Origin of the sequence: Streptomyces vulcanius, from assembly GCF_042653945.1 — a bacterium.
GTDB classification, from domain to species: domain Bacteria; phylum Actinomycetota; class Actinomycetes; order Streptomycetales; family Streptomycetaceae; genus Streptomyces; species Streptomyces mangrovi.
The window spans coordinates 46,750-69,518 of sequence record NZ_JBHSFK010000011.1 but is presented as its reverse complement, the minus strand read 5'-3'; the positions used below and the strand labels follow the sequence as shown (position 1 = coordinate 69,518).

Here is a 22,769-nt window from a genome sequence, read left to right as displayed (position 1 = left end):
GAATCTAAATCGAGGCGCCCAAGCTACGAATCGTTTCGGCCGTATGTCAAGACATGGCTGGAACATTGCGCGACTGTGACATCGGGGTGGGCGACGTGATCAGCGCAGAGCAGCCGACATCCGGCGCACCCCCTCGGTGAGGATCTCCGGCGAGGTGGCGAGATTCAGACGTACGTGACCCGCCCCGCCCGTGCCGAAGTCGGGCCCGGGGCTGAGCGCCACCCGGCCGCGTTCCAGGAAGGCCCGGGACGGATCGTCCCCGAGGTCCAGCGCGCGGCAGTCCGGCCGGGCGAGGTAGGTCGCCTCGCCCGGCCGGTACCGGACCCCGGGCAGGTGCTCGGCCAGCAGGCCGGCGAGCAGCCGCCGGTTGGCGTCCAGGCCGGCCGGCAGCGCGTCCAGCCAGTCGGTGCCCTCGCGCAGGGCCGCGCTGTGGGCGAGAACGCCGACATGACTGGGGCCGTGGCCCACCTCCTCGGGCAGCAGGGCCAGGTCGGCCGCCGCAGCGGGACCCGCCACGGCCAGGGCGGCCTTGAGGCCCGTGAGGACCTGTCCGGCCGGTCAAGTCGCAGGCAACCCCGGTGCCTGGCCAGTGCCGGTGAGCGGGGTGTGGTGCGTGCAGCTGCAAGGCGGAGGAGGGAGCCGACGCGATGGGGGTCCCCGCTCGAGCGAAGCCGGGAGTGGGGGAGTCGGCGACTGAGGACAACTCCGCAGAGGCGCGTGCCACACCCCGCGCCTGCGGCGTGATCGGCCGGACAGGTCCTGGGTTCCACTCCTTGGACGCCGACATCAGCGACAGTCCGCGCTCGGCGCCGGGCACGCTCAGGTAGGGCACGATGCCGACGCCCGCCGCGGTGACCCGCGCGTGGATCTCGTCGGCGACGACCCGGACGCCGTACCGCTCAGCGAGGGCGGCGACGCCCGGCGAGTTCCTCAGTGGTGTGCACGTCCATCTCCGCGCCCCACAGGGGCAGGACGTCGGCCGGACAGGTATGCCATTTCATGCTCGTACGACATCGGAGAGCGTCGAGGGTGAGGGCGCGCAAAGGGTTTGCGTCACCGGAGGTCTCGTGCGGGATGCTGTTCATGGCGCACAAGACAGGGGGCCTTGGTGTGACCTGGGATCACGCGAACGGGACGGTAATGGAAGTGGCCTGCGACGAATCCGGATCGGACGGGGAGAATCTCACCGCCGGAAACACGGATGTGTTCGCGCACGCCAGCGTCCGGCTGCCCACGGAATTCGCGCGGGAGCAGCTGCGGGAGATCCGCGACCGTATCCGTTCGCCCGCCGAGGAATACAAGGCGAACCATCTGCTGCGGGAGAAACACCGGGCGGTCCTGGAATGGCTGCTTTCGGAATCCGGGCCGCTGTACGGACACGCGCGAGTGCATCTCGTCGAAAAGGCGTTCCTCGTCGTGGACCGCACCGCCGACGTGCTGCTCGGCGATCCGGCGGCGGCCGTGGCGCTCTTCCGCCACGGTCGGACGACCTGTACGGAAACGGAATGGCGGGAGTTCCTGGAAGCGGCCAACCGGCTGCTGCGGGTGCGGGTCGGTGAGGGACCGGAAGGACCCGTCGAGGGGTTCTTCCATACGGTCGACACACTGCGGAGAACGTATGCGGGAACACCGGCCGCGGACATTCTGACGATGCTGGCGGACGAACGGTCGCGGTCTCGCGCGCTGTTCTACCGGGCCGAGATCGAGGCCGGCCGGATACCGCTCGTTCCGGTCCTCAATCCCCTCCTTCCGGCGATTCTGCGCACGGCCGCGCACTGGAGCCGCGGCGGGCGTCCGGTACGGCTCGCGCACGACCGGCAGAACATGCTCACCCCGGAAAGGATCGCCTGGATCGAGGAGGCGGCCCGCAGGGAGGGCATCGCTCTCGCCGGACTCCGGCTCGTGGTCGCCCGGGACGACGCGCGGGTGCAGCTCGCCGACTTCCTCGCCGGAATCGCCCGCCGGCTCGCCTCCGACGAACTGAACGGGCACGGCGACCCCGCGCTCACCGCCCTGCTGCGCCCCTACACCGGCGCGTCGGCCGTCTGGGGCGACACGGACAGCTGGGCGCGGCTGGGGCCTGTCCGGCCGGTCGGGTCGCCGGAGCGGCCCTAGGTCCGGAGGATTCGGCGGGATGCTCCATGTAGGCCAACTCAGCGGTCTAGATTGGCTGTTGACGGCCCATCTCGCCTGCATTCCCGCCTTCTCAGGAGCCGATCCGTGACTCACGACCAGCCGGCCGCCTTAGCGTCGCCGCGCGCCCGTATCGACATCTCACAGCCGCACACCGCCCGCATCTGGAACTACTGGCTGGGCGGCCGGGACAACTACGAGGTCGACCGCCTGACCGGTGACCAGATCCGGGAGCTGCACCCGGGCATCGGCGAGTACGCGCGCGCCGACCGGCAGTTCCTGGGCCGTGCCGTGGAACACCTGGTGGCGGACGCCGGCATCCGCCAGTTCCTCGACATCGGCACCGGCCTGCCGACCGCGGACAACACGCACGAGGTCGCCCAGCGGCTCGCCCCGGAGTCCCGCGTCGTGTACGTCGACAACGACCCACTGGTCCTGGCGCACGCCCGCGCCCTGCTCACCAGCACGCCCGAGGGCCGTACCGACTACCTCGACGAGGATCTGCGCAACGTGGACGCGATCCTGCGGCACGCGGCGAAGACACTGGACTTCGGCGAGCCGGTGGCGCTGATGCTGCTCGGCGTGGTCATCTTCATCGGCGCCGACGAGGACCCGTACGGGCTGGTGCGCGCGCTGGTCGACCGGCTGCCCGCGGGCAGCCACCTGGTGCTCTCGCACACTGTCACCACGCCCGAGATGCCGGACGTGGACGAGGCCGTGCGGTTCTGGAACGAGCACGGCACACCGAAGCTGACCCAGCGCACCCCGGCCGACGTGGCCCGCTTCTTCGACGGCCTGGAACTGCTGGAACCGGGCGTGGTGACCTGCTCCCGCTGGCGCCCGGCGCCGGCCGACTGGGAGCCGACGGAGGTCGCGATGTTCGGCGGGGTCGCGCGCAAGAGCTGAACGGGGAGTTGATCAACTTCCGGGCCCGGCGCACTGAACGCATTCGTGCCTTCGTACGTATGGACATGAGGGCACTCAACGACCGGAGCGCCCCGCGGTGTTGAGGCCGCGCGATCGGGGTTTCGGGAGCCAAGCATGAGGCACGTACGACGGCGGATCGTCCGGCGAGTGATGCGGCTGGCGGCCGTCGGCGGACTCCTCGTGGGAGGAGCCATGGTCGCCCAGGGCGCCATGGCGAGTGAGACGCCCGCCGGCACGACGGAGCGCGGCAAGGCGGAACTCGTCGTCACCAACCCGGGGGCCGCGCTGGTCAAGAAGCTCGGCACGGCCCGTACGGCGGGCACCTGGCTGGACGACGACGGACGGCCGGTCGTCGCGGTCACCGACGACAAGTCCGCCGCCTCGGTCCGCAAGGCGGGCGCCGAGGCGAAGATGGTCGGGCACAGCATGAACGAGCTGAAGGCGGCCACGACGACGTTGCGCGATGCCCCCAGGGTGCCCGGGACGGCGTGGGTGACGGACTACAAGACGAACGAGGTCGTCGTCCAGGCCGACAGCACCGTGTCCGCCTCCGACTGGGCGCAGCTGACCAAGACCGCGACCGGCATCGGCAGCTTCGTCCGTATGGAGCGCACCACCGGCAAGTTCACCCCCCGCATCAACGGCGCCCTGCCGATCCTGTCGACCGGCGGGCGCTGTTCGGCGGGCTTCAACGTCACCAACGGGACGAACGACTTCATCCTCACCGCCGGGCACTGCGGGCCCACCGGTTCGGAGTGGTTCTCGGACAGCCAGGCCAACGAGGAAGTGGGCCAGACCGTCAACTCCAGCTTCCCGGTGAACGACTTCTCGCTGGTGCAGTACGCGAGCGGCAAGGCCGGGGCGGGCGCCGACATCGTGGCCACCGGCGGTGGCAACGGGGTGCGGATCACGGGCACCGGCGACGCGGCCGTCGGCCAGCGGGTGTTCCGCAGCGGCAGCACCAGCGGGCTGCGCGAGGGCCAGGTCACCGGTCTCGACGCGACCGTGAACTACCCGGAGGGCTCGGTCGGCGGGCTGATCGAGACGAACGTGTGCGCCGAACCCGGTGACAGCGGCGGCCCGATGTTCTCCGAGGGCATCGCCCTGGGCATCACCTCCGGCGGCAGCGGCGACTGCAAGACGGGCGGTACGACGTTCTTCCAGCCGGTGACACGGGCGCTGGCCCAGCTGGGCGTGACGATGATCGTGGCCGCGCCGTCCGAGGTGCAGGGCTCCGGCGGCCCCCAGCCGTCGGCCTCGCCCACGCAGGCGGCGATCGCGGGTTCGGGTACCTCGCCGGGCTCCACGACTCCGGCGACGGGCCTCGGCGGCGGTGCCTCCCTCGCCGCCCGGATCACCGACCCGAACATCGTGGGCCCCGGTCTGCTGGTCATCGGCGGCAGTCTGGTCGCCCTCGCCGCGACCAGGTACATCCGCGCCGAACAGGACCGCAAGGCCTACCGGGACTACTACTCGGCGACCTGGAGCTGAGCCGCTCGGGCCAGGCGGGCGGGCGGGGCAAACGAAAAGGGCACCCGGTCAGGGTGCCCGCTTCGGGTGTGGAGACCCGGTGCCAACAAGGTCTCGGGGAGCCGTCAGGCAGCGTGCAACGGCTGCGGAGCCGCGGCGGCCCACTCCAGGACGAGCCGCCGGTACTCCTCGCGCTGCTCGACGCTCAGCGTCCCGCCCGACCGGAGCCACAGGGCCCGGATCTCCTCGTTGACCTCGTCAGCCGATCGATCGGAAACGGTTTCAACAGTGGTGGACATGCTGTGAAGCATAGGACTCCGGGGGTGAAGGCCGCGTGAGTAAGTACGCACAATTCCGGCATTCCACACCGTGTTGCTGATCACGTGCCCGGCTTGCGTCCATAGACGAAGACGTCGTCGCCGTTCTTCAGCAGGGACCAGTACTTCTTGGCGGTCGTCGTGGTCATGTTGACGCAGCCGTGCGAGCCCGGCGGATTCCACATGCTGAGGCCGACCGAGTGGAAGGCCTGGCCGCCGTCGAAGAACTGGCTGTAGGGCATGGGCACGTTGTAGATCGACGAGACGTGGTCGATGTCCCGCCAGTAGACCTTCTTCAGCCCGGTGCGGGTCTCGTACCCGTTACGGCCGGTACGGACCGGGACGGGACCGTAGACGAGCCGGCTGCCGTCCTGGATCCAGCTGAGCTGGAGCGTGAGGTTCACGCAGGCGATGCGGCCCTTGTTGGTCGGGCACTTGCGGTCCCGGTTGGGGTTGTTGCCCACGGCCTTCTGCTTGTTCATGAGATCCATCACTCCCCAGGTGACGGAGCCCGCGTAGCCGATGTTCGGCGTGATGCCGTGCTTGGTCTGGAAGGCCTGGATGGCCCTGCAGTCGGCGGCGGACTGCCGGCCGTCCACAGGCCGGCCGAGGAACTTCTCCACCTTCTTCTGGTACGGCCCCGCGGACGTCGTACAGCTCGCGGCCTGCGCGGACCCCGCCCCCAGCGCGAGTGTCAACGGCGCCACGAGCCCCGTGACCCCGAGTACGACGGCCCCTCGTCTGCGTATGTCCCCCATGGCTGCCCTCTCCTGGCACGGTTGCGAAAACCACGATTGCGATGACCTTGTCAACTTAGACCAGCGGGTGGGCACGACGGTTGTGGTCCCACTCACCCTGTGACGAAACGGTGAACTTCGGGCGGGGCGGGAGCCGGTGAGGACCAGTCCGGTTCCCCTCGGGTGGACCGGGCGCCGCCCGCCCGCCCGGACCTAGGGTCGTCGTCATGCATCCCGCTCTCGCCGCCGACCTCGCCCGGTTCCCCGCCCTTCTGCAGTCCGCCCGTGACTTCGCCGCCGGTGAGGTGTCCGGTCTGGCCGAGCGGCCGGTGGCCCACCGGGGCGCGGCCCCGGATCCGGCCGTCCTGCCCGGCTCGGGCACCGGCGCCGAGGGCGCTCTCGCGCGGTTCGCCGAGCGGTGGGCTCCGGGCTTCTCGGGTTCGGCCGGGCCGCGTTACCTGGGCTTCGTCACGGGCGGCGCGACACCCGCCTCGGTCGCCGGGGACTGGCTGACGGCCGCCTACGACCAGAACGTCTCGGGGGACGCCGGTTCCTGGGCGGCGGCGCTGGAGCGGGAGACGGTGGCCTGGCTGCGGGAGCTGTTCGGGCTGGGCGAGGCGCACTCCGGGGCGTTCGTGACCGGGGCGACCGTGTCGAACACGGTGGGGCTGGCGATCGGGCGGGAGTGGGTGGGCGAGCGGCTGGGTGTGGACGTGTCGCGGGCGGGCGCGTCCGCGCTGGGCCCGGTGGACGTGCTCTCGGGCAGTCCGCACTCCAGCGTCGCCAAGGCGCTGTCCGTGCTCGGGATCGGCCGGGACCGGCTGCGGCCGGTGCCGGTGCTGCCGGGAAACCGGGAGGCGGTGGACGTCGACGCCCTGGAGGCGGCCCTCGCCGCGCTGGACGGGCGGCCCGCGATCGTCGTGGCCAACGCGGGCACCGTGAACACCGTCGACTTCGACGACCTGCGGGCCATCGCCGCCCTCAGGGAGCGGTACGGCTTCTGGCTGCACGTGGACGCCGCGTTCGGCGGCTTCGCCGCCCTCTCCCCCGTGTACGACCGTCTCGTCGACGGTCTCGACGCGGCCGACTCGGTCTGTGTGGACCTGCACAAGTGGCTCAACGTGCCCTACGACGCGGCCGTGCAGTTCACCCGCCGCCGGGACCTCCAGGTGCGGGTGTTCCACAACGCGTCGCCGTACCTCGGACTGCCCTCGGGCGAGCCCGACTTCCTCCATCTCACCCCGGAGAACTCCCGGCGGCTGCGCGCCCTGCCCGCGTGGTTCTCGCTGGTGGCGTACGGCCGGGCCGGGCACCGCGAGATCGTGGAGCGCAACGCGGCCCTCGCGGCACAACTCGGCGAGGGTGTCGAGGCGTTGGCGGGCCTGCGGCTGCTGGCACCGGTCCGGCTGAACGTCGTCTGCTTCACGCTCGCCGACGATCCCACCCGGGAGGGGGTGTCGGCCCTGGCGGAGGCCGCCGCCGCCACCGGGGAGACCTTCCTGACGCCGACGGTGTACGGCGGGGTGCCGGCGCTGCGGGCGGCGTTCAGCAACTGGCGTACCTCGGAGGCGGATGTGGCCCGGGTGCTGGCGGCCCTCGATGCCTGAGCTGATCAACTGGGCGGATATCGTGCGGACATGTCGGCGTTCACGCAGCAACTCCCCGCTCTCATGGGTGTGGTGATCGGTGCCCTCGGCTCGTATCTGGCCGTCGTGCGCAGTGACGGGGCCAGGTACCGCCGGGAGACGGCGGCGCGGTGGGAGGAGCGGCGGCTGTCGGTGTACACCGACTACGCGCGGGCGCTCAAGAAGTCGGTGAACCTGACGTACCGCGTCGCCTCCCACCTCGGCAACGACCCGCACCCGCACCCCCTGTCCCCGGCGGAGGCCGAGCCGCTGCTCGCCGAGGCGACCGACGGACGCGACCCGGCCGGGGAGGCGCTGATCATGCTGGCGAGCCATGAGGTGGTGGACCGGGCGCGGGTGTGGGTGACGGCGGTGATGGAGATGGAGCGGTTCATGCGCGCGGGGACGGTCGACCCGGATGCCTGGCAGGCGTTGCTGGAGCGGCAGCGGGCCGGCCGTGAGGGGTACTACACCGCCGTACGCGAGGATCTCGCGCTGCCGCCGGGGCACCCGGCCCGCTGGCCGACCACGGCTCAGCGGTAGCCGGTGGTGACGGCGGCCTTCCCGGGATCCTGCACCTCGACCATGTACCGCCAGGCGTCCGGGCGGCTGCCGTCGAGGTCGGTGAAGCCGTACACGGGCGCGAGGCCGCCGCTGGACAGGGACTGCCCGTTGAAACGGGCCACCTCGGGGTCGGCGGCGAGCGCGGCGACGGCCCGGCCGACGTAGCGGGGTGTCTCGGAGATGGCGAAGTGGGGGACGCGCTCGACGGCGTCGCGCCAGTTGTCCTCGCGTACGCCGAACGCTTCGAGCATCATCTCCGAGCGCAGCCAGCCCGGGGTGAGCGCGACGGCGGTGGCGCCGCGCGGGCCGAGTTCATGGCCGAGGGCGAAGGCCATCCGCAGCACGGAGGACTTGGCGAGGTCGTAGAAGAAGTTCACCCGGTAGGTGTCGCGGTTGTACTCGGTGGTGCCGTCGGTCATCTCGACGACCAGTCCGCCGGGGCTGCGCAGCAGCAGCGGCAGGGCGTGGTGGCTGGTGATCGCGTGGGTCTCGACGGCGAGGCGCAGCAGCCGCAGCCCGTTGTCGAGGTCGTGCTCCCAGACGGTGGTGTCCCACTCGAAGAGGCGCTCGCCGCCCCAGACGTCGTTCACGAGGACGTCCAGGCGGCCCTGCCCGGTGTCGATCCGCTCGACGAGGGTGCGGACCTGGACGGGGTCGAGGTGGTCGGTGGGGACGGCGATGCCGTGGCCGCCGGCCTCGGTGACCAGGTCGGCGGTGTCCTCGATGGTCTCCGGGCGGTCGTACTCGGAGCGGCGGGCGCGGGTGGTGCGTCCCGTGACGTAGACGGTGGCGCCGGCCGCGCCCAGCTCCACGGCGATGCCCCGTCCCGCGCCCCGGGTCGCCCCCGCGACCAGTGCGACCTTGCCTTCCAGCGGACCCGGCATGTCCGGCCTCCCTTTCCCTGGCGAGTGGTGTCACTCAGAGGGTCCCCGGGAAACCGGACATCTCCTGTCGCCTTGCGGGGAAGTCACGCGGGGAAGTCACCCGGTGGGGCGCAGCCGGTCCGCCAGCTCGCCGTCGTCGGCCACGAACCACAGCTGCCGTCCCTGGTTCGCCTCGTACACGAAGTCGCGCAGCGCGGAGCTCTCGGCGAGATGCCGGGAGATGTCGCCGACGACGGCCAGCCGCTGCCGGTAGTTGACGAACTTCTGCACCACCTCGCCCGCGACCCCCGACCGGAGACGGAAGAACTCGTCCCCGACCCGCTCGGCGGGCACGGCGACGAGTTCCGCGTCGTGGCCCATCGCGTCGCCGATCAGATCCAGGGCGGCGCGCTCCCCGTCGAGCGCCGGCCCGTCGGGGGCGCAGCGCAGGACGCGGGTGGCGTGCAGGGTCACGAGTGTGGTGGCGGTGTCTGTCATGGGCGTGATCGTAGAGAGGTCCTACGACCGTCCGCCCCCGTTTTTCCGGTCGGTGTTCCCTTTCCGGTCAGTGCTCGCTTTCCGGTCAGTGGCCGCGGGCGATCCACTCCTCCAGGTGGGGGGCCTCGGCGCCGATGGTCGTGGCGTCGCCGTGGCCGGTGAGCACCTTGGTCTCCGGGGGGAGGGAGAGCAGCTTCTCGCTGATCGACGTGATGATCGTGGGGAAGTGGGAGTACGACCGGCCGGTGGCGCCGGGGCCGCCCTGGAAGAGGGTGTCCCCGGTGAAGAGCACGCCGAGCCCGGGGTCGTACAGACAGACCGCGCCGGGCGCGTGCCCGGGAGTGTGCAGGACGGTCAGGTCGGCGCCGGCCGCCTCGATGACCTGGCCGTCGGCCAGGTGGGCGTCGGGGTCGCGGTCGGGGTGGGTGAGCTTCCACAGCGGCAGGTCGTCGGGGTGCAGCCAGATGGTCGCGCCCGTCAGGTCGGCGAGGGCGGGCGCCGCGCCGACGTGGTCGTTGTGGGCGTGGGTGCACACGATGGCGGTCAGTCTGCGGTCGCCTACGGCCTCGGCGATGGCGGCGGCGTCGTGGGCGGCGTCGATGACGATCGCCTCGTGGTCGTCGCCGACGATCCAGACGTTGTTGTCGACGTCCCAGGTGCCGCCGTCGAGGGTGAACTGGCCCGAGGTGACGAGGCGTTCGATGCGGGCGGCCATCACAGCACCACCACCGAACGCAGGACGTCGCCGTGGTGCATGCGCTCGAACGCCTTCTCCACCTCGTCGAGTTGGATGGTCTCGGTCACGAACGCCCCCAGGTCCAGGCGGCCTTGGAGATGCAGGTCGATGAGCATCGGGAAGTCGCGGGAGGGCAGGCAGTCGCCGTACCAGCTCGACTTCAGCGCGCCGCCGCGGCCGAAGACGTCCAGGAGGGGGAGTTCGAGCTTCATCTCCGGCGTCGGCACGCCGACCAGGACGACCGTCCCGGCGAGGTCACGGCCGTAGAAGGCCTGCTTGTAGGTCTCCGGCCGGCCGACGGCCTCGATCACCACATCCGCGCCGAAGCCGCCGGTCAGCTCACGGATCGCCTCGATGGGGTCGGTCTCCTTGGAGTTGACCGTGTGCGTGGCGCCCATCTTCTTCGCCGTCTCGAGCTTGCGGTCGTCGATGTCGACGGCGATGATCTTCGCGGCGCCGGCCAGGTTCGACCCGGCGATGGCCGCGTCGCCGACACCGCCGCAGCCGATCACCGCGACCGTGTCGCCGCGGCCCACGTTGCCGGTGTTGATCGCGGCCCCGATGCCCGCCATCACTCCGCAGCCCAGCAGCCCCGCCACCGCCGCCGACACCGACGGGTCGACCTTGGTGCACTGACCCGCCGCGACCAGCGTCTTCTCGGCGAAGGCGCCGATACCGAGCGCCGGGGACAGCTCGGTGCCGTCGAGCAGGGTCATCCTCTGCTTGGCATTGTGGGTGTCGAAGCAGTACCAGGGACGCCCCCGCAGACAGGCCCGGCACTGGCCGCACACCGCCCGCCAGTTCAGGATCACGAAGTCACCGGGCGCCACGTCCGTGACCCCCTCACCCACCGACTCCACCACACCCGCAGCCTCATGGCCGAGCAGGAAGGGGAACTCGTCGTTGATCCCGCCCTGCTTGTAGTGCAGGTCGGTGTGACAGACCCCGCACGCCTGGATCTTCACCACCGCTTCTCCGGGGCCGGGATCGGGGATCACGATCGTCTCCACGCGCACCGGCTCGTCCTTGCCCGGTGCGATCACTCCGCGTACTTGCTGCGGCATGGGGTGCCCCTCTCATCTTCGTCGGCGGTCATCCGTCCCAGGTCCGACCCTACGTGTGACTGATCGGTAAGGGACGGCGGACCGGCCCCGGAACCCTTCCTTCCGGCCACGCGCCGGTCCGGCCGCCGTAGCCTGAAGGCTCCGCCCGACCTCCGAGGAGCCCCGTGAGCATCGCAGAGACAGCCGACGGCAGACCCCCGTGGCGGCTGCTGCTCGACTATGTGCGCCCGCACCGCTGGACCCTGCTGGCGGGCGCCGTGCTCTCGCTGGTCACCGGCGCCACCGGGCTCCTGCTGCCCCTGGTGGCACGGGGGTTGATCGACGACCTGTCCCACGACCGCGCGATCACCGGCGCGTTGCTGGTCCTGACGGCACTGGTGGTCGCCAACGCGGCGGTGGGCGCGCTGGGTTCGTACGTGCTGCGGCGCACCGCGGAGTCGGTGGTGCTCGGGGCGCGGCGGTCGCTGTCGTCGTATCTGCTGCGGCTGCGGATCCCGGCCGTGGACCGCAGTGAGCCCGGCGATCTGATGGCCCGGATCACCTCCGACACCACACTCCTGCGCGAGGTCACCACCGACTCGCTGGTCGGGCTCGGCACGGGCGGGCTCACGATGGCCGCGACGGTGGTGATGATGGGCCTGGTGGATCCGGTGCTGCTGGGGGTCACGCTGGCCGTGATCCTGGGCGCGGGCACGGTGCTCGGGGTGATCGTGCCGCGGATCAACCGGGCGAGCCGCCGGGCGCAGGACGCGGTCGGGGTGATGGGGGCCTCGCTGGAGCGGGTGCTGGGGGCACTGCGCACCGTGAAGGCGTCGGGTGCCGAGCACCGCGAGGAGGAGACACTGCACGCGGCGGCCGAGGAGTCCTGGCGGGAGAGCGTGCGGGCCGCGAAGTGGTCGGCGGCGGCCGGGAACACGGCCGGGCTCGCGATGCAGACCGCGTTCATCACGGTCCTCGCGGTCGGCGGGGCGCGGGTGGCGACGGGCGCGATCGGCGTCGGCACCCTGGTGGCGTTCCTGCTCTACGTCTTCTACCTCATGTCGCCGATCCAGCAGGTGGTGGGCGCGATCACCCAGTACCAGACGGGTTCGGCCGCGCTGAGCAGGATCCAGGAGGCGCTGCGGCTGCCCGCGGAGCCCGCGGGCCGGCCCGCGCCGCTGCCCTCCGCCACCGCCGAACCGGCCTCGCTGTCCTTCACGGACGTCCGTTTCCGGTACGCCGACGATCTGCCCTACGTCCACCACGGGGTGTCGTTCGACGTCCCGGCGCGGGGCATGACCGCGTTCGTCGGGCCGTCCGGCGCGGGCAAGACGACGGTGTTCTCGCTCGTCGAGCGGTTCTACGACCCCGAGTCCGGCACGATCGCCCTCGACGGCCGTGATCTCGCCGACTGGGAGCTGTCCCTGCTGCGGTCCTCGATCGGTTACGTCGAGCAGGACGCGCCCGTGCTGTCGGGCTCGCTGCGCGACAACCTGCTCCTCGGCAACCCGGAGGCGGACGACGACGCGGTACAGCGCGTGCTGAAGACGACCCGGCTCGACGGTCTTGTGGCCCGGCTGCCGCAGGGTCTCGACACCCTGGTCGGGCATCGCGGGACCAAGCTGTCCGGGGGTGAGCGGCAGCGGGTGGCGATAGCCCGCGCCCTGCTGCGGCATCCCAGGCTGCTGCTGCTCGACGAGGCGACCTCGCAGCTGGACGCGGTGAACGAGGCGGCGCTGCGGGACACCGTGGCCGATGTCGCCCGGTCCACCACCGTGCTGGTCGTCGCGCACCGGCTGTCGACGGTCACGATGGCCGACCGGATCGTGGTCATGGACGGGGGCCGGGTCCGTGCGGTGGGCACGCACCGTGAGCTGGTGGCGGGCGATCCGCTCTACGCCGAGCTGGCGGCGACGCAGTTCCTGGCGACGGCGGAGTAGGACAGCGGAAAGGGCCGCCGTCCGGACGGTCCGTCCGGACGGCGGCCCCATGAGGGAGCGGCGCGCGCCTCAGGCCTGAACGGCCGGCAGCACCCCGGTGACGGGGGCGACGAGGTCGGTGAGCTGGTGCAGCTCGTTCAGCTGATCGAGCTGGGTCAGCTTGTTCAGTTCGCCCAACTGCCGGGAGACCGGCGGGAGTTCGTCACGGTGCTCTGCGGGAATCTCGCCCCCGACGAGGGTGTCCAGCGTGGTCATCGGGTTGAACTGGCCGGCGTTCGGGGCGTCGGCCGCGTTCGCCATGGGGGCGGCGAGGCCGGCGATCCCGGCGGCGAGAGCGGCTGCGGCGGCGATGCGTCGAGTGGAGATCATGACCTCAGCAACGGCTGCGCCGCCCCGGCGGACACGGGTCCGCTGCCGCGCTCACCCGTCAGGACGACGCTCCGGCTGCGCTTGCCGAGCCCCGTGCGGCGGAGGAGGCTCGAAGGTGAGGGTCCGGCGGCCGGTTCCGTTCGGTCCGCGGCCCTCCGAGGAGGTCACCATGGGCACCGCGGCACGCTCCGCCTTCGACACCGAGACCCTGCGCAGAGGCATAGAGGGAGAGACCCCGACGGCACTGCTGTCGCTCTACGCGGACGACGCGGAACTGCGCGTCGTCGACCACAACACGCAGCCGAGCCATCCCCGCGTCCTGCACGGACGCGACGAGATCGCCGCGCTTCTCGACGACGTCTACAGCCGGGACATGACCCACAAACTGGAGATGTGCGTCGTCCAGGGCGACCGGGTCGCCTTCAGCGAGTCCTGCCTGTACGCGGACGGCGTACGCGTCCTCGCCGACTCGATGATGACGCTGCGCGACGGCAAGATCGCCGAACAGACGATCATCCAGGCATGGGACGAGTAGGAAGCAAGTCCGGGCGGGTCCAGGTCACCTCCCGGCTGACCTGGACCTTTTCACTACGGGCGGGGCTCGGCCGGTCGCGTCGGCCGCGGCCCGTGCCGTCCGGGCCGGCTTTCGCGGCCGGTCGGCTGGTGTCCGTCGCCGTCCTGCGGAGGGCGCTGAGAACGGCGGCGCGACCTCGTGCGGTGCCGGCCGCACCGCGTGCCGTACGTACCCGGCGCGGCCGGCGTCGGTGAGCGTGCCTGTCGCGGGACCACACTTGGACCCCGCCTCCGTGACGTACGCCCGGACGAAGCGCGGTCGTTGCCGCAAGGCAGGGATCGACTCACGGCACATGCAGCTGCCCGCGGCGACGACCACCACCGAACTCGTCGGAACGCTCCGGGAGTTGTCCGCCGACCCGACCGTGCACGGGATCCTGCTCCAGCATCCGATGGGTGAGCACATCGACGAGCGGGCCGCGTTCGAGGCGATCGCCCCCCTGCGGGAGGCGGACATCGTGGTCGCCGCGGCCGGCCGCCCCCGGCCGGTCCAGGGAGAGGACATCAAGCCGGGGGCGGTGGTGGACGCGGGCTACAACGCGGGGAACGTGGGGGATGTCGACTTCGGCTCGGCCCTGGCGCGGGCCTCGCTGATCACCCCGGTGCCGGGCGGTGTCGGTCCGATGACCATCGCGGTGCTGCTGGAGCAGACGGTCGAAGCGGCCTCCCGGCAGCTCGGGGCGGGCTGAGCGACGGGCACGCTAGTTCAGCGTCCAGCTCTGGTTGTCGGCTCCGCCGCACGACCAGAGGACGAGCAGTGAGCGGTTGCCCGTGGCCGCGCCGTTGACGTCGAGGCAGAGACCCGCGTTGACGTTGGTGATCGTGCCGTCGCTGTTGACGTTCCACTTCTGGTTGTTCTGGCCGTTGCAGTCCCAGATGACGACCTTGGTGCCGTTGGTGGTGCCGAGGTTGTAGGCGTCCAGGCACTTGTTGCCGTAGACGACCAGCTCCTTGCGGGAGGTGTAGGTCCACGACTGGTTCTGGCCGCCGTTGCAGTCCCAGATCTCCGCCTGGGTGCCGTTGGTGATGGTGCTGTTGTAGAGGTCCAGGCAGCGGCTCGACTGCTTGCCGACGACCAGGTTGCCGTTGGCCCCGGGCAGGGGCTTCACCGTGATGTCGGCGAGGGTGGGGGCGCCCGTGAAGGTGAGCGTGTTGGCGGAGCCCTTGGAGAGGGCGGCCAGGACGCTGATCGTGCCCTGCGCGGAGCCGGTCGGCGGGAAGGAGACCGTCGTCGTGGTCTGGCCGTTGACCTTGAGGGTCGCGGTGCGGGCGGCGGAGGACGTGTTGGTGTAGGCGACGTCCACGACCTTCAGACCGGTGGCGCCGGCGACCACGCCGGAGAAGCTCGACGTGCCGGTGTACGTGCTGCCGGACGCCTCGGTGCCGCCGGTGACGGTGAGCATGACGGAACCGCCCGCCGGGACGCTCGCGGTGTAGCCCGTGCCGTACGAGCCGACGTCGGAGCGGGACCACAGGTCACGGACCGTCGCGGAGGCGTTCGTCAGGCCCAGGTCGGACCAGCGGACGGTGATGTTCGCGGCGGCGGAGGTGCGGTTGAGCAGCACCACGGCCCGCTTGCCGGTGCCGGAGAGGACCTTGCCGTACACCTGGAGTCCGGTGCTGTCCTCGGCGACCTCGACGCCCTGGAGGCCGCGCGGGTCCTGGTCGACGGCGATGACCTCGGGGTTCTTGAGGATGTTGGCCGTCTCCGTCGACATCGTGGTGAGGTCGTTACCGGCGAGGAGCGGGGCACCGGAGATGGCCCACAGGTTCATATGGGTGCGGTTCTGGGCGGCGGTGAAGCCGTCCATGCCGACCATCAGCATGTCCGGGTCGTTGTAGTAGCCGGTGTGCTGGGCGGTGGGGTGCAGGCCCTGGTCGAAGTTGGACAGCAGGTTCGTCATCGAAGGCGAGTTGCCGTAGTAGATGATGTCGGTGCTGGTCCGGAACATGGGGGCGAGTCCCGGCGCCCAGTTCCAGGTGTTCTGGTAGCCCCAGTTGCAGATGGAGAGGGTGAGCGGGCGGCCGGTGGCGGCCGTCGCCTTCGCCACCGCGGAGCTGATCGCGGTGTACGTCGTCGCCGCGTCGAGGCCCTCGGCGTCGCCGCCGCACCAGTCGACCTTCACGAAGTCGAAGCCCCACTCCGAGAACCGGAGCATGTCCTGGTCGTAGTGGCCCTCGCTGCCGCTGCCCGGGGCGGCGGGGCGCCCGGTCGGGTAGTAGTAGCCGCAGCCGTCCTTGCCGGCGTCCGTGTAGATGCCGGCCTTGAGGCCCTTGCTGTGGATGTAGTCGGCGATGGCGCTCATGCCGCCGGGCCACTCGGACTCGTCGACGGTGATGTTGCCGCCGCTGTCACGGGTGCCCTGCCACCAGCCCTCGTCGATGTTGACGTACTGGTATCCGGCCGCCGGCAGGCCCGCCGCCACGAACGCGTCGACCTGCTTCTTGATGACGCTGTAGTCGATCTTCGCGGCGAAGGTGTTCCAGGACGCCCAGCCCATGGGCGCGGTGGGCACCGAGATCTGACGGCTCGTCGCGGCCTGCGCCGGGCCGGGCGCTGCGAACAGCAGGGCGGCGGTCACGGTCAGCGCCAGGGCGAGCAGGCGTACGGCGGCGGATCTGCACCGCCTGAGGAAGGTCGGGCGCGAGGGGGGAAGCATGCGGCGGCTCCGGTATTCAGAACATGAGGGGATTCGAGATATCGAACAAAGGTCGATGATCCGAACATGTCAGCGGGCCGAAAGTAGAGCCGCCGGCGAGTGAAGTCAACGGCTGCGACAGAAGTGATGTGACCGGTCCCATGAGTCAAGTGGCGCCTGCATACTGTCCGTTGTGCGAGTGGCGATCATGACAGCGGGCTCCCGGGGCGACGTCGCCCCCTTCACCGGTCTGGGGCACGCCCTGGTGCGCGCCGGGCACGAGGTCACCCTGGTCACCCACGAGCGGTTCGCGCCGTTGGTGTCCGGTTCGGGGGTGGCCTTCCATCCCCTCCCGGTCGATCCCCGGGCCGAGCTGGAGTCGGCGCGCGGGCGCGGACTGCACGACAGCGCGACCGGGGCGGGCAAGCTGGCGCGGGTGGTCCGGATGGCGCGGGCGCTGGTCGGACGGATGACCGAGGACGTCGTGGCGGCCGCCCGGACCAGCGAGGTGCTGCTGCTGTCCGCGTCCATGGCGCCCCTCGGCCACACCGTCGCCGAGGGGCTCGGCCTCCCGGCCCTCGATCTCCCCCTCCAACCGATCGCCCCCACCCGGGAGTTCGCGCCGCCGATGCTCGGGGGCGGGTCCTTCGGCGCGCTCGGCAACCGCCTCGCGGGACACGGTGTGGAGTGGGCCGTGGAACGTGTCTTCGCCCCCGCCCTCCCGGAACTCCGCTCCCGGCTGGGCCTGGCGCCCGCCCGAACCCGGCGCAGGCCCGCCCGGCCGATACTGCACGGCTTCAGCCCCCTGGTGGTCCCCCGCCCCAGGGACTGGCGCCCGGGGCTGGACGTCACCGGCTACTGGTGGCCGTACGACGGCGACAGCCGCCTCCCGCCCGCCCTGGCCGACTTCCTCGCGGCGGGGCCGCCACCGGTCTTCGTGGGGCTGGGGAGTGCCACGGTGCCCGATCCGGCGCGGCTGAGCGCCGAAGTCGTACGGGCCCTGCGGCTGGCCGGGCTGCGCGGGGTGATCCAGCGCGGCTGGGCCGGCCTCGCTGCCGACGGCGACGACATCCTCACCGTCGACGACGTGCCGCACTCCCTCCTCTTCCCCGAGACCGCGGCGGTGGTCCACCACTGCGGCGCCGGCACGACGGCGGCCGGGGTCAGGGCCGGGGTTCCCGCCGTCCCCGTACCGATCCAGTTCGACGAGGGCTTCTGGGCGGACCGCCTGGTCACCCTCGGCGTGGCCCCGGCCCCGGTCCCCCTCCGCCGCCTCACCGCCGAAACCCTGGCCGCAGCCCTGGTACGGGCCACCCGTGAGCCCGGGTACCGCGAACGGGCGCGCGACCTGGGGGCACGCGTACGCGAGGAGGACGGGGCGGGGCGGGTGGTGACGGCGGTGGAACACCTGAGCCGGCGCTGACCTCCCGCCCCCTCCCGACGGAACACCTGAGCCGGCGCTGACCTCCCGCCCCCTCCCGACGGAACACCTGAGCCGGGGCTGACCTCCCGCCCCCTCCCGACGGGACACCTGAGCCGGTCCGGTGCTCCGGCGCCCCCCCGGCGGCACGCCCGGAGCGGGGCCGGTCCCCCGGCGCCCCCGGTGCCACCCCCTGAGCAGGGCCGATCCCCCGGCGCCCCCGGTGCCACCCCCTGAGCGAGGCCGATCCGCCGGCGCCCCCGTGCCACACCCGGAGCCGGGCCAGTCCCCCGGTGCCACGCCCGGGGCGGGGCCGGTCCCCCGGCGCTTCTCCGCTGGCGCGAACGTGTCGTCGTTTCGGAGTTCGGCGAACCGGGCGGTCCCGGTCCCCGTGCACAAGTGCGGGCCCGTGTCAGGGCCGTACCGTCGAGGGGAGACCACGTTGCAAGCCACGTTCCCGTTCCGGACGCCGGCGTGTCTCGACAACGATCCGGAGGCCGACGCCCTGCTCGCCCGGGGTCCCGTCGTACGGGCCATGATGGGCCCCACCGCCGTCTGGCTCGCCCTGAGCCATCGGGCGGTGCGCCAGGTCCTGGCCGACAGCAGGTTCAGCCGCGAGGCGGCCATCCGCCCCGGCGGCCGGCCCCGCATGTCGCCCTCGGGCACGGCCCGCACTACTGCCTGGGCGCTCAGCTGGCCCGGCTGGAGCTGCGGGTGGCGATCGGGACCACCGTCCAGAGGCTCCCCGGACCTGCGTCTGGCCGTGGACCCGGACGAGCTGACCTATGACACCGGCCATGTCGTACGCGCCCCGGAGGCGCTCCCGGTCGAGTGGTGACGCCGCGCCCTACCCTTCGCCCGGCGCACCGGGGCTCCACTCGGCCGGGCGGAGGATTCCCAGGAGCTGGCGGACCAGTTCGTCGACGACCTCCTCCAGGGTGGCGGAGACCCAGCCGGCGGTCCAGTCGTGGAGGAGGCCGTTGACGCTGCCGATGAAGGCCGTCGCGGCGAGGCTGTAGTCGCGGGGAGCCGCCTCGCCGCGTTCCGCGGCGGCCGTCGCCTCGGCGCAGATGAGGTCGATCCAGCGGGCCCGGCGGGCCAGGCGCTGCTCCTCCAGGGTGGGGCTGACGCCGACGATCTCGACGAAGGTGATGCGGATACGGCGGGGATCGGAGGTGACGTTGGCGGCGTACGCGCGGAAGATCGCCGTGACCCGCTCGGTCAGGGGCAGGCCCTCGGCCGCGGCGACGGCGGCCAGGACCGCCTCCTCCGCCCAGTCGTTGACCTGGAGGTGCAGGGCCGCCAGAAGGTCCTCCAGGGTGCGGAACTCCTCGTAGAACTGGCGGGTCGAGAGGCCGGCCGACTCGCTGAGCGCCGCGACCGTCGTCGCCCGGTAACCGGGGGTGCCCCCGAACAGCCGCAGCGCCGCGTCCAGGAATCTCCGGCGCCGGTCCGCCTGTCTCTCGGCGGCCGTCTTGCCGCCGTACCGGCCGGTGGGCGCCCTGAGCCTGCCCGTCACTGGCCCTCCCTCGTCGCTCGTGGCTCCCCCGTCGCCAATTTTGTCCTGCACGGAGTCTTGTGGCGAAGCGCACCCCTTCCTTACTTTCCAGTAAGTCCATTCTGAACGTGTCCATGTTCAGTTTGGGGGACGAGCCGCTCACCCCTGCCCCACCCCCCGCATGCCGGATTTCACGCCGGATCCACTCAGAGGAGAGAGCACTCATGGCTGCCTTCAGACCCAGGCACCTCTGCTCCATGGCCGCCGCCGTCATCCTGACCGTCACCGCTCCCGCAGGCGTCGCCGGCGCCGCGTCCGACGCCTCGGCCGCCGCCGCGCTGCGCGAGGTGATGTTCGTCGGCAACAACTGGGAGGGCACCTCGGACGTCGTCAGGTCCACCGGTGACTTCGCGAAGATCGGCCGGATCAACGTGATCCCGGACAAGGACGCCCGGATGGCGGAGATCAACGCCGATCCGATCAAGTGGATCTACTTCCAGGCCATCCGCAACGGCGTCGGCGAGGGCCACGACCAGTTCGTGGACGACATGTACTCGACGCCGGACGGCGCCTCGGTGGTCGTGTCCCGGCCGAGCTTCGCGGACGTCGTCTCGATCAACCTGGCCACCGGGGCGATCAACTGGCGCTTCCCCGTGTCCGGTTACCGCTCCGACCACATGGCCGTCTCCCCCGACGGCACCCGGGTCGCGGTCTCGGCGTCCATCTCGAACACCGTGCACGTGCTGGACATCAACACGGGCCAGCAGCTGGGCTCGTTCAAGACCGGCGACAAGCCGCACGAGAACATCTTCACCAAGGACGGCAAGTACATCTACAACATGTCGATCGGCGACGTGAACACCTCGCAGGACGCCCCGTGGCAGGACTTCACGAAGGGCGACCGGCGCATCACCGTCGTCGACGCGACCACGTACAAGCAGGTCAGGATCATCGACATGCGGCAGCGGCTGGACGCGATCGGCCTCACCGACTACTCGGACGCCGTGCGCCCGGCGGTGTTCTCACCGGACGAGTCCAAGCTGTACTTCCAGGTGTCGTTCTTCAACGGCTTCTTCGAGTACGACCTCGCCTCCGACCGCATCACCCGCACCAAGACGCTGCCGAAGAACCCGGCGACCAGTGACGACCGCACCACGTTCGTCAACGACTCCCGCCACCACGGCATCTCGATGAAGCCCGACGGCAGCAAGCTGTGCGTCGCGGGCACGATGGACGACTACGCGACCGTCGTCGACCGTGCCACGCTCCAGGAGGGGCCGCTGGTCCCGGCGTCCAAGCCCTACTGGGCCACGGTCAGTGGCGACGGCAAGGACTGCGTGATCTCCGAGAGCGGCGCCGACCAGATCACGGCCATCGACTTCGCGACCGGCCAGAAGGTGGTGTCGGTCCCGGTGGGCGACCACCCGCAGCGGGTCCGGATCGGCCATGTGGCAGCCGACTGGACCGGCGCCGGGAGCTGACGGCGGCGGCAGCCGAAAGGGTGGGTGGCGGACTTCGCCACCCACCCTTTCGCGGGCCCGGTCTATCCCACCTTCGACGCCACCCACGCCGCCAGCTCGCTGCGGGCCGCCGCCAGCAGGGTCGCGGACGGGGAGGTCGCGCCATTGGTGACGAGGGCGTAGTGCAGCACTCCGGAGTCGCTCGTCGACAGCAGCAGCCGGCGGCTGCCCGTGCCGCCCGGTTCCAGGGCCGCGGCGATCTTCGTGGTGGACGAGTAGGCCGGCGGGCCGTACACCGTGCCCAGGTCGGAGACGACCGTGGTGGACGCGGTCGGGAAGGACGCGGGCAGGTGGAGTTCGGTCGGCGCCGTGCCGCCGTTGGACCGCCACACGAGCACGCTGTACTGGCCGGAGCCGACGAGGGACGCCACGTTCGGCAGGCTGCTCGGCACCGGGTTCCAGGTGAGGGTGGTGGATCCGTCGCGGGAGCGGTCCTCGTAGGTGAAGGCGACGGTGGAGCCGGAGGTCGCGCTGGGGTAGATCCGGTCGAGGAGCCGGGCGTCCTGACGGAGCGTCACCGTGCCGCTGTCGTCGAGGCGTACGGCGGAGAGGTCCTCGTCGTTCCAGGCGTCGGCGGTGGTGAGCAGCTTGTCGGGGTTGCCGTTCATCAGCTCGTGGTGACGGCCGTTGTAGATGTCCCACTGCCACTGCGAACCGGACAGCACCGGGCCGGAGGTGGCCGGGGTGGTCCACCAGCTGGCGCCCTTCACCCGGGAGTCGAGGGCCTGGTACATCGCCTTCAGGACGGTCGGTGCCTTGCCGGCGGTACTGCCGTTCAGGGGATGGCCGAACTCGCTGACGATCGCCGTCGTTCCGAGCGCCGAGGCGCGGTCGCGGACCGTGCCGAAGTCGGTCACGTACTGGCCGTTCTCCGCGTTGCCCCACATCAGGATGCCGGAGATGGCCTTCTGGTCGTAGAAGTGGGTGTTGAAGACGTAGCGGGAGCCGAGGGTGCCCGCGTCGAGGAGGCCGCCCTCCTCCTTGCTGACGTTGCCGTTCCAGAAGAGGTTCGGCTCGACGAAGGCGGGCTTGTCGGTCCAGCCTGCCGCGTCCATCCGGGCCCGGAACTTCACGTAGAAGGGCCACAGCACGTCGCGTTCCCAGGTGCGGCTGGCCTGGCCGGAGTCGTAGGTGCCGGCGTAGGGCTCGTTGTAGGGGTCGAAGCCCAGGACGCCGGTGAACTCCTCGGTGGTGAGGTTCGCCTTGATGTACGCCATGGTCTTCTGGGCGGTGGCCAGGAAGTAGTCCTGGAGGCCGTGGTTGTTGTGCCAGAAGTCGTACTGGGCGGCCTTCACCGCGCCGTTGTTGGTGATGTTCTGGCCCCAGAGGAAGCAGATGCCGCAGGACTCGGCGGGGTAGCCGCCGAGTGCCACCGCCCACGCGGGGGCGCCGTCACCGGTGTACCAGCTGCCCGAGTTGAACAGGTAGCGGGAGTAGAGGTCCTGGTGGAAGTCGGGGTACACGCGGATGCCGGCGTCGAGGAAGGCGCGCATCTGCGCGGTGGCGGCGGCCAGGTAGGTGGTGTCGACCTGGCCCTTCACCGGTTCGGCGTAGGCCCAGGAGAGCAGGAAGCGCACGGAGTTGCCGCCGCCGAGGGCGCGCAGGGCGGTGGCGGACTTCTTGGCGTCGGCCACGGAGGCGAAGGGCAGTCCCTTGTTCTCGTCGAGCTTGGTCTCACCGGAGACGTTGTAGCCACGCAGCACGACCTCGCGCCCATTGGCGTCCACGAAGCGGCCGTTGGAAACCGTGAGCGCGGTGCCGTCGAAGGAGAGGGAGTCGGGGAGGGTGGAGGCGGCGGTGGCGGCCGGGGTGCCCGCCATCGTCAGGAAGCCACAGAGTCCGCAGAGGACGACGAGAACAGCGAGCAGACGTGCCCGGATTTTCGGCATGTCCACTA

The 22,769-nt window shown here is 71.2% G+C and carries 21 protein-coding genes and 2 pseudogenes; 11 read left to right on the top strand and 12 right to left on the bottom strand.

The annotated features are described in order from the left end of the window. Positions 1-99: 99 nt before the first annotated feature. Together ACFPIH_RS18495 and ACFPIH_RS18490 are read right to left on the bottom strand one after the other, a co-directional pair. A pseudogene (locus tag ACFPIH_RS18495) lies at positions 100-543 on the bottom strand (pyridoxal phosphate-dependent aminotransferase); the annotation flags it as partial. A 220-nt stretch (positions 544-763) separates the two neighbouring features. Next, a pseudogene (locus ACFPIH_RS18490) lies at positions 764-944 on the bottom strand (pyridoxal phosphate-dependent aminotransferase); the annotation flags it as partial. Between the two features lie 196 nt (positions 945-1,140). Between ACFPIH_RS18490 and ACFPIH_RS18485 the strand changes: the two are divergent. From ACFPIH_RS18485 to ACFPIH_RS18475, 3 genes are all read left to right on the top strand, one after another. Continuing rightward, complete coding sequence (locus tag ACFPIH_RS18485; RefSeq protein ID WP_381164614.1) at positions 1,141-2,115, top strand: hypothetical protein; 975 nt, start codon at positions 1,141-1,143, stop codon at positions 2,113-2,115. A gap of 105 nt (positions 2,116-2,220) precedes the next feature. Beyond that, positions 2,221-3,039 carry an SAM-dependent methyltransferase gene (locus tag ACFPIH_RS18480; protein WP_381163754.1) on the top strand — a complete coding sequence of 273 codons (819 nt, stop codon included), beginning with the start codon at positions 2,221-2,223 and terminating at the stop codon, positions 3,037-3,039. Positions 3,040-3,174: 135 nt separating this feature from the next. Continuing rightward, complete coding sequence (locus ACFPIH_RS18475; RefSeq protein WP_381163757.1) at positions 3,175-4,551, top strand: S1 family peptidase; 1,377 nt, start codon at positions 3,175-3,177, stop codon at positions 4,549-4,551. A 104-nt stretch (positions 4,552-4,655) separates the two neighbouring features. Here ACFPIH_RS18475 and ACFPIH_RS18470 read toward each other — a convergent pair whose 3' ends face one another. Both ACFPIH_RS18470 and ACFPIH_RS18465 read right to left on the bottom strand, forming a co-directional pair. Continuing rightward, on the bottom strand, positions 4,656-4,841 hold the full coding sequence (locus ACFPIH_RS18470; protein ID WP_381163760.1) for a hypothetical protein: 186 nt from the start codon (positions 4,839-4,841) through the stop codon (positions 4,656-4,658). A gap of 68 nt (positions 4,842-4,909) precedes the next feature. Further along, positions 4,910-5,605 (bottom strand): L,D-transpeptidase family protein, encoded by a 696-nt coding sequence (locus tag ACFPIH_RS18465; protein WP_381163762.1) that lies wholly within the window; start codon positions 5,603-5,605, stop codon positions 4,910-4,912. A gap of 206 nt (positions 5,606-5,811) precedes the next feature. Between ACFPIH_RS18465 and ACFPIH_RS18460 the strand changes: the two genes are divergently transcribed. Beyond that, positions 5,812-7,191 (top strand): pyridoxal phosphate-dependent decarboxylase family protein, encoded by a 1,380-nt coding sequence (locus ACFPIH_RS18460; protein WP_381163765.1) that lies wholly within the window; start codon positions 5,812-5,814, stop codon positions 7,189-7,191. Between the two features lie 30 nt (positions 7,192-7,221). Continuing rightward, entirely contained in the window at positions 7,222-7,752 is a 531-nt protein-coding gene (locus ACFPIH_RS18455; protein WP_381163767.1) for a hypothetical protein, read from the top strand. On the opposite strand, the gene ACFPIH_RS18450 is transcribed toward ACFPIH_RS18455, so the two are convergent. The 4 genes from ACFPIH_RS18450 to ACFPIH_RS18435 form a co-directional block, all read right to left on the bottom strand. Continuing rightward, complete coding sequence (locus ACFPIH_RS18450; RefSeq protein WP_381163770.1) at positions 7,743-8,657, bottom strand: SDR family oxidoreductase; 915 nt, start codon at positions 8,655-8,657, stop codon at positions 7,743-7,745. The genes ACFPIH_RS18455 and ACFPIH_RS18450 overlap by 10 nt on opposite strands. Positions 8,658-8,753: 96 nt before the next feature. Beyond that, the gene (locus ACFPIH_RS18445; RefSeq protein WP_381163773.1) at positions 8,754-9,134 is read right to left on the bottom strand and encodes a DUF4180 domain-containing protein; all 381 of its coding nucleotides are present in this window, start codon (positions 9,132-9,134) and stop codon (positions 8,754-8,756) included. A gap of 85 nt (positions 9,135-9,219) precedes the next feature. Beyond that, entirely contained in the window at positions 9,220-9,849 is a 630-nt protein-coding gene (locus ACFPIH_RS18440) for an MBL fold metallo-hydrolase (RefSeq protein WP_381163776.1), read from the bottom strand. Further along, the gene (locus tag ACFPIH_RS18435; RefSeq protein ID WP_381163779.1) at positions 9,849-10,934 is read right to left on the bottom strand and encodes an S-(hydroxymethyl)mycothiol dehydrogenase; all 1,086 of its coding nucleotides are present in this window, start codon (positions 10,932-10,934) and stop codon (positions 9,849-9,851) included. The genes ACFPIH_RS18440 and ACFPIH_RS18435 overlap by 1 nt, the downstream gene beginning before the upstream one ends. A 164-nt stretch (positions 10,935-11,098) precedes the next feature. Between ACFPIH_RS18435 and ACFPIH_RS18430 the strand changes: the two genes are divergently transcribed. Then, positions 11,099-12,853 (top strand): ABC transporter ATP-binding protein, encoded by a 1,755-nt coding sequence (locus tag ACFPIH_RS18430; protein WP_381163782.1) that lies wholly within the window; start codon positions 11,099-11,101, stop codon positions 12,851-12,853. A 69-nt stretch (positions 12,854-12,922) separates the two neighbouring features. On the opposite strand, the gene ACFPIH_RS18425 is transcribed toward ACFPIH_RS18430, so the two are convergent. Then, positions 12,923-13,222, bottom strand: a complete 300-nt coding sequence (locus ACFPIH_RS18425; RefSeq protein WP_381163785.1) for a hypothetical protein — start codon at positions 13,220-13,222, stop codon at positions 12,923-12,925. 169 nt (positions 13,223-13,391) lie between these two features. Here ACFPIH_RS18425 and ACFPIH_RS18420 point away from each other — a divergent pair, with 169 nt between their 5' ends. Beyond that, positions 13,392-13,757, top strand: a complete 366-nt coding sequence (locus ACFPIH_RS18420; protein ID WP_381163788.1) for a nuclear transport factor 2 family protein — start codon at positions 13,392-13,394, stop codon at positions 13,755-13,757. Between the two features lie 40 nt (positions 13,758-13,797). Next, on the top strand, positions 13,798-14,484 hold the full coding sequence (locus ACFPIH_RS18415; protein WP_381164617.1) for a tetrahydrofolate dehydrogenase/cyclohydrolase catalytic domain-containing protein: 687 nt from the start codon (positions 13,798-13,800) through the stop codon (positions 14,482-14,484). 12 nt (positions 14,485-14,496) lie between these two features. On the opposite strand, the gene ACFPIH_RS18410 is transcribed toward ACFPIH_RS18415, so the two are convergent. Continuing rightward, positions 14,497-16,455: a ricin-type beta-trefoil lectin domain protein gene (locus tag ACFPIH_RS18410; protein ID WP_381163791.1), complete on the bottom strand. Its 1,959-nt coding sequence runs from the start codon at positions 16,453-16,455 to the stop codon at positions 14,497-14,499. 187 nt (positions 16,456-16,642) lie between these two features. Between ACFPIH_RS18410 and ACFPIH_RS18405 the strand changes: the two genes are divergently transcribed. After that, complete coding sequence (locus ACFPIH_RS18405) at positions 16,643-17,857, top strand: glycosyltransferase (RefSeq protein WP_381164620.1); 1,215 nt, start codon at positions 16,643-16,645, stop codon at positions 17,855-17,857. 439 nt (positions 17,858-18,296) lie between these two features. Then, positions 18,297-18,692, top strand: a complete 396-nt coding sequence (locus ACFPIH_RS18400; protein ID WP_381163794.1) for a hypothetical protein — start codon at positions 18,297-18,299, stop codon at positions 18,690-18,692. Positions 18,693-18,701: 9 nt separating this feature from the next. Here ACFPIH_RS18400 and ACFPIH_RS18395 read toward each other — a convergent pair whose 3' ends face one another. Beyond that, positions 18,702-19,373 carry a TetR/AcrR family transcriptional regulator gene (locus ACFPIH_RS18395; protein WP_381163801.1) on the bottom strand — a complete coding sequence of 224 codons (672 nt, stop codon included), beginning with the start codon at positions 19,371-19,373 and terminating at the stop codon, positions 18,702-18,704. Between the two features lie 203 nt (positions 19,374-19,576). On the opposite strand from ACFPIH_RS18395, the gene ACFPIH_RS18390 reads away from it, so the two are divergent. Continuing rightward, positions 19,577-20,833, top strand: a complete 1,257-nt coding sequence (locus tag ACFPIH_RS18390) for a YncE family protein (RefSeq protein ID WP_381163805.1) — start codon at positions 19,577-19,579, stop codon at positions 20,831-20,833. A gap of 62 nt (positions 20,834-20,895) precedes the next feature. Here the strand turns inward: ACFPIH_RS18390 and ACFPIH_RS18385 are convergent, their stop codons facing one another. After that, positions 20,896-22,761: a glycoside hydrolase family 5 protein gene (locus tag ACFPIH_RS18385; protein WP_381163808.1), complete on the bottom strand. Its 1,866-nt coding sequence runs from the start codon at positions 22,759-22,761 to the stop codon at positions 20,896-20,898. Between the last annotated feature and the right edge of the window lie 8 nt (positions 22,762-22,769).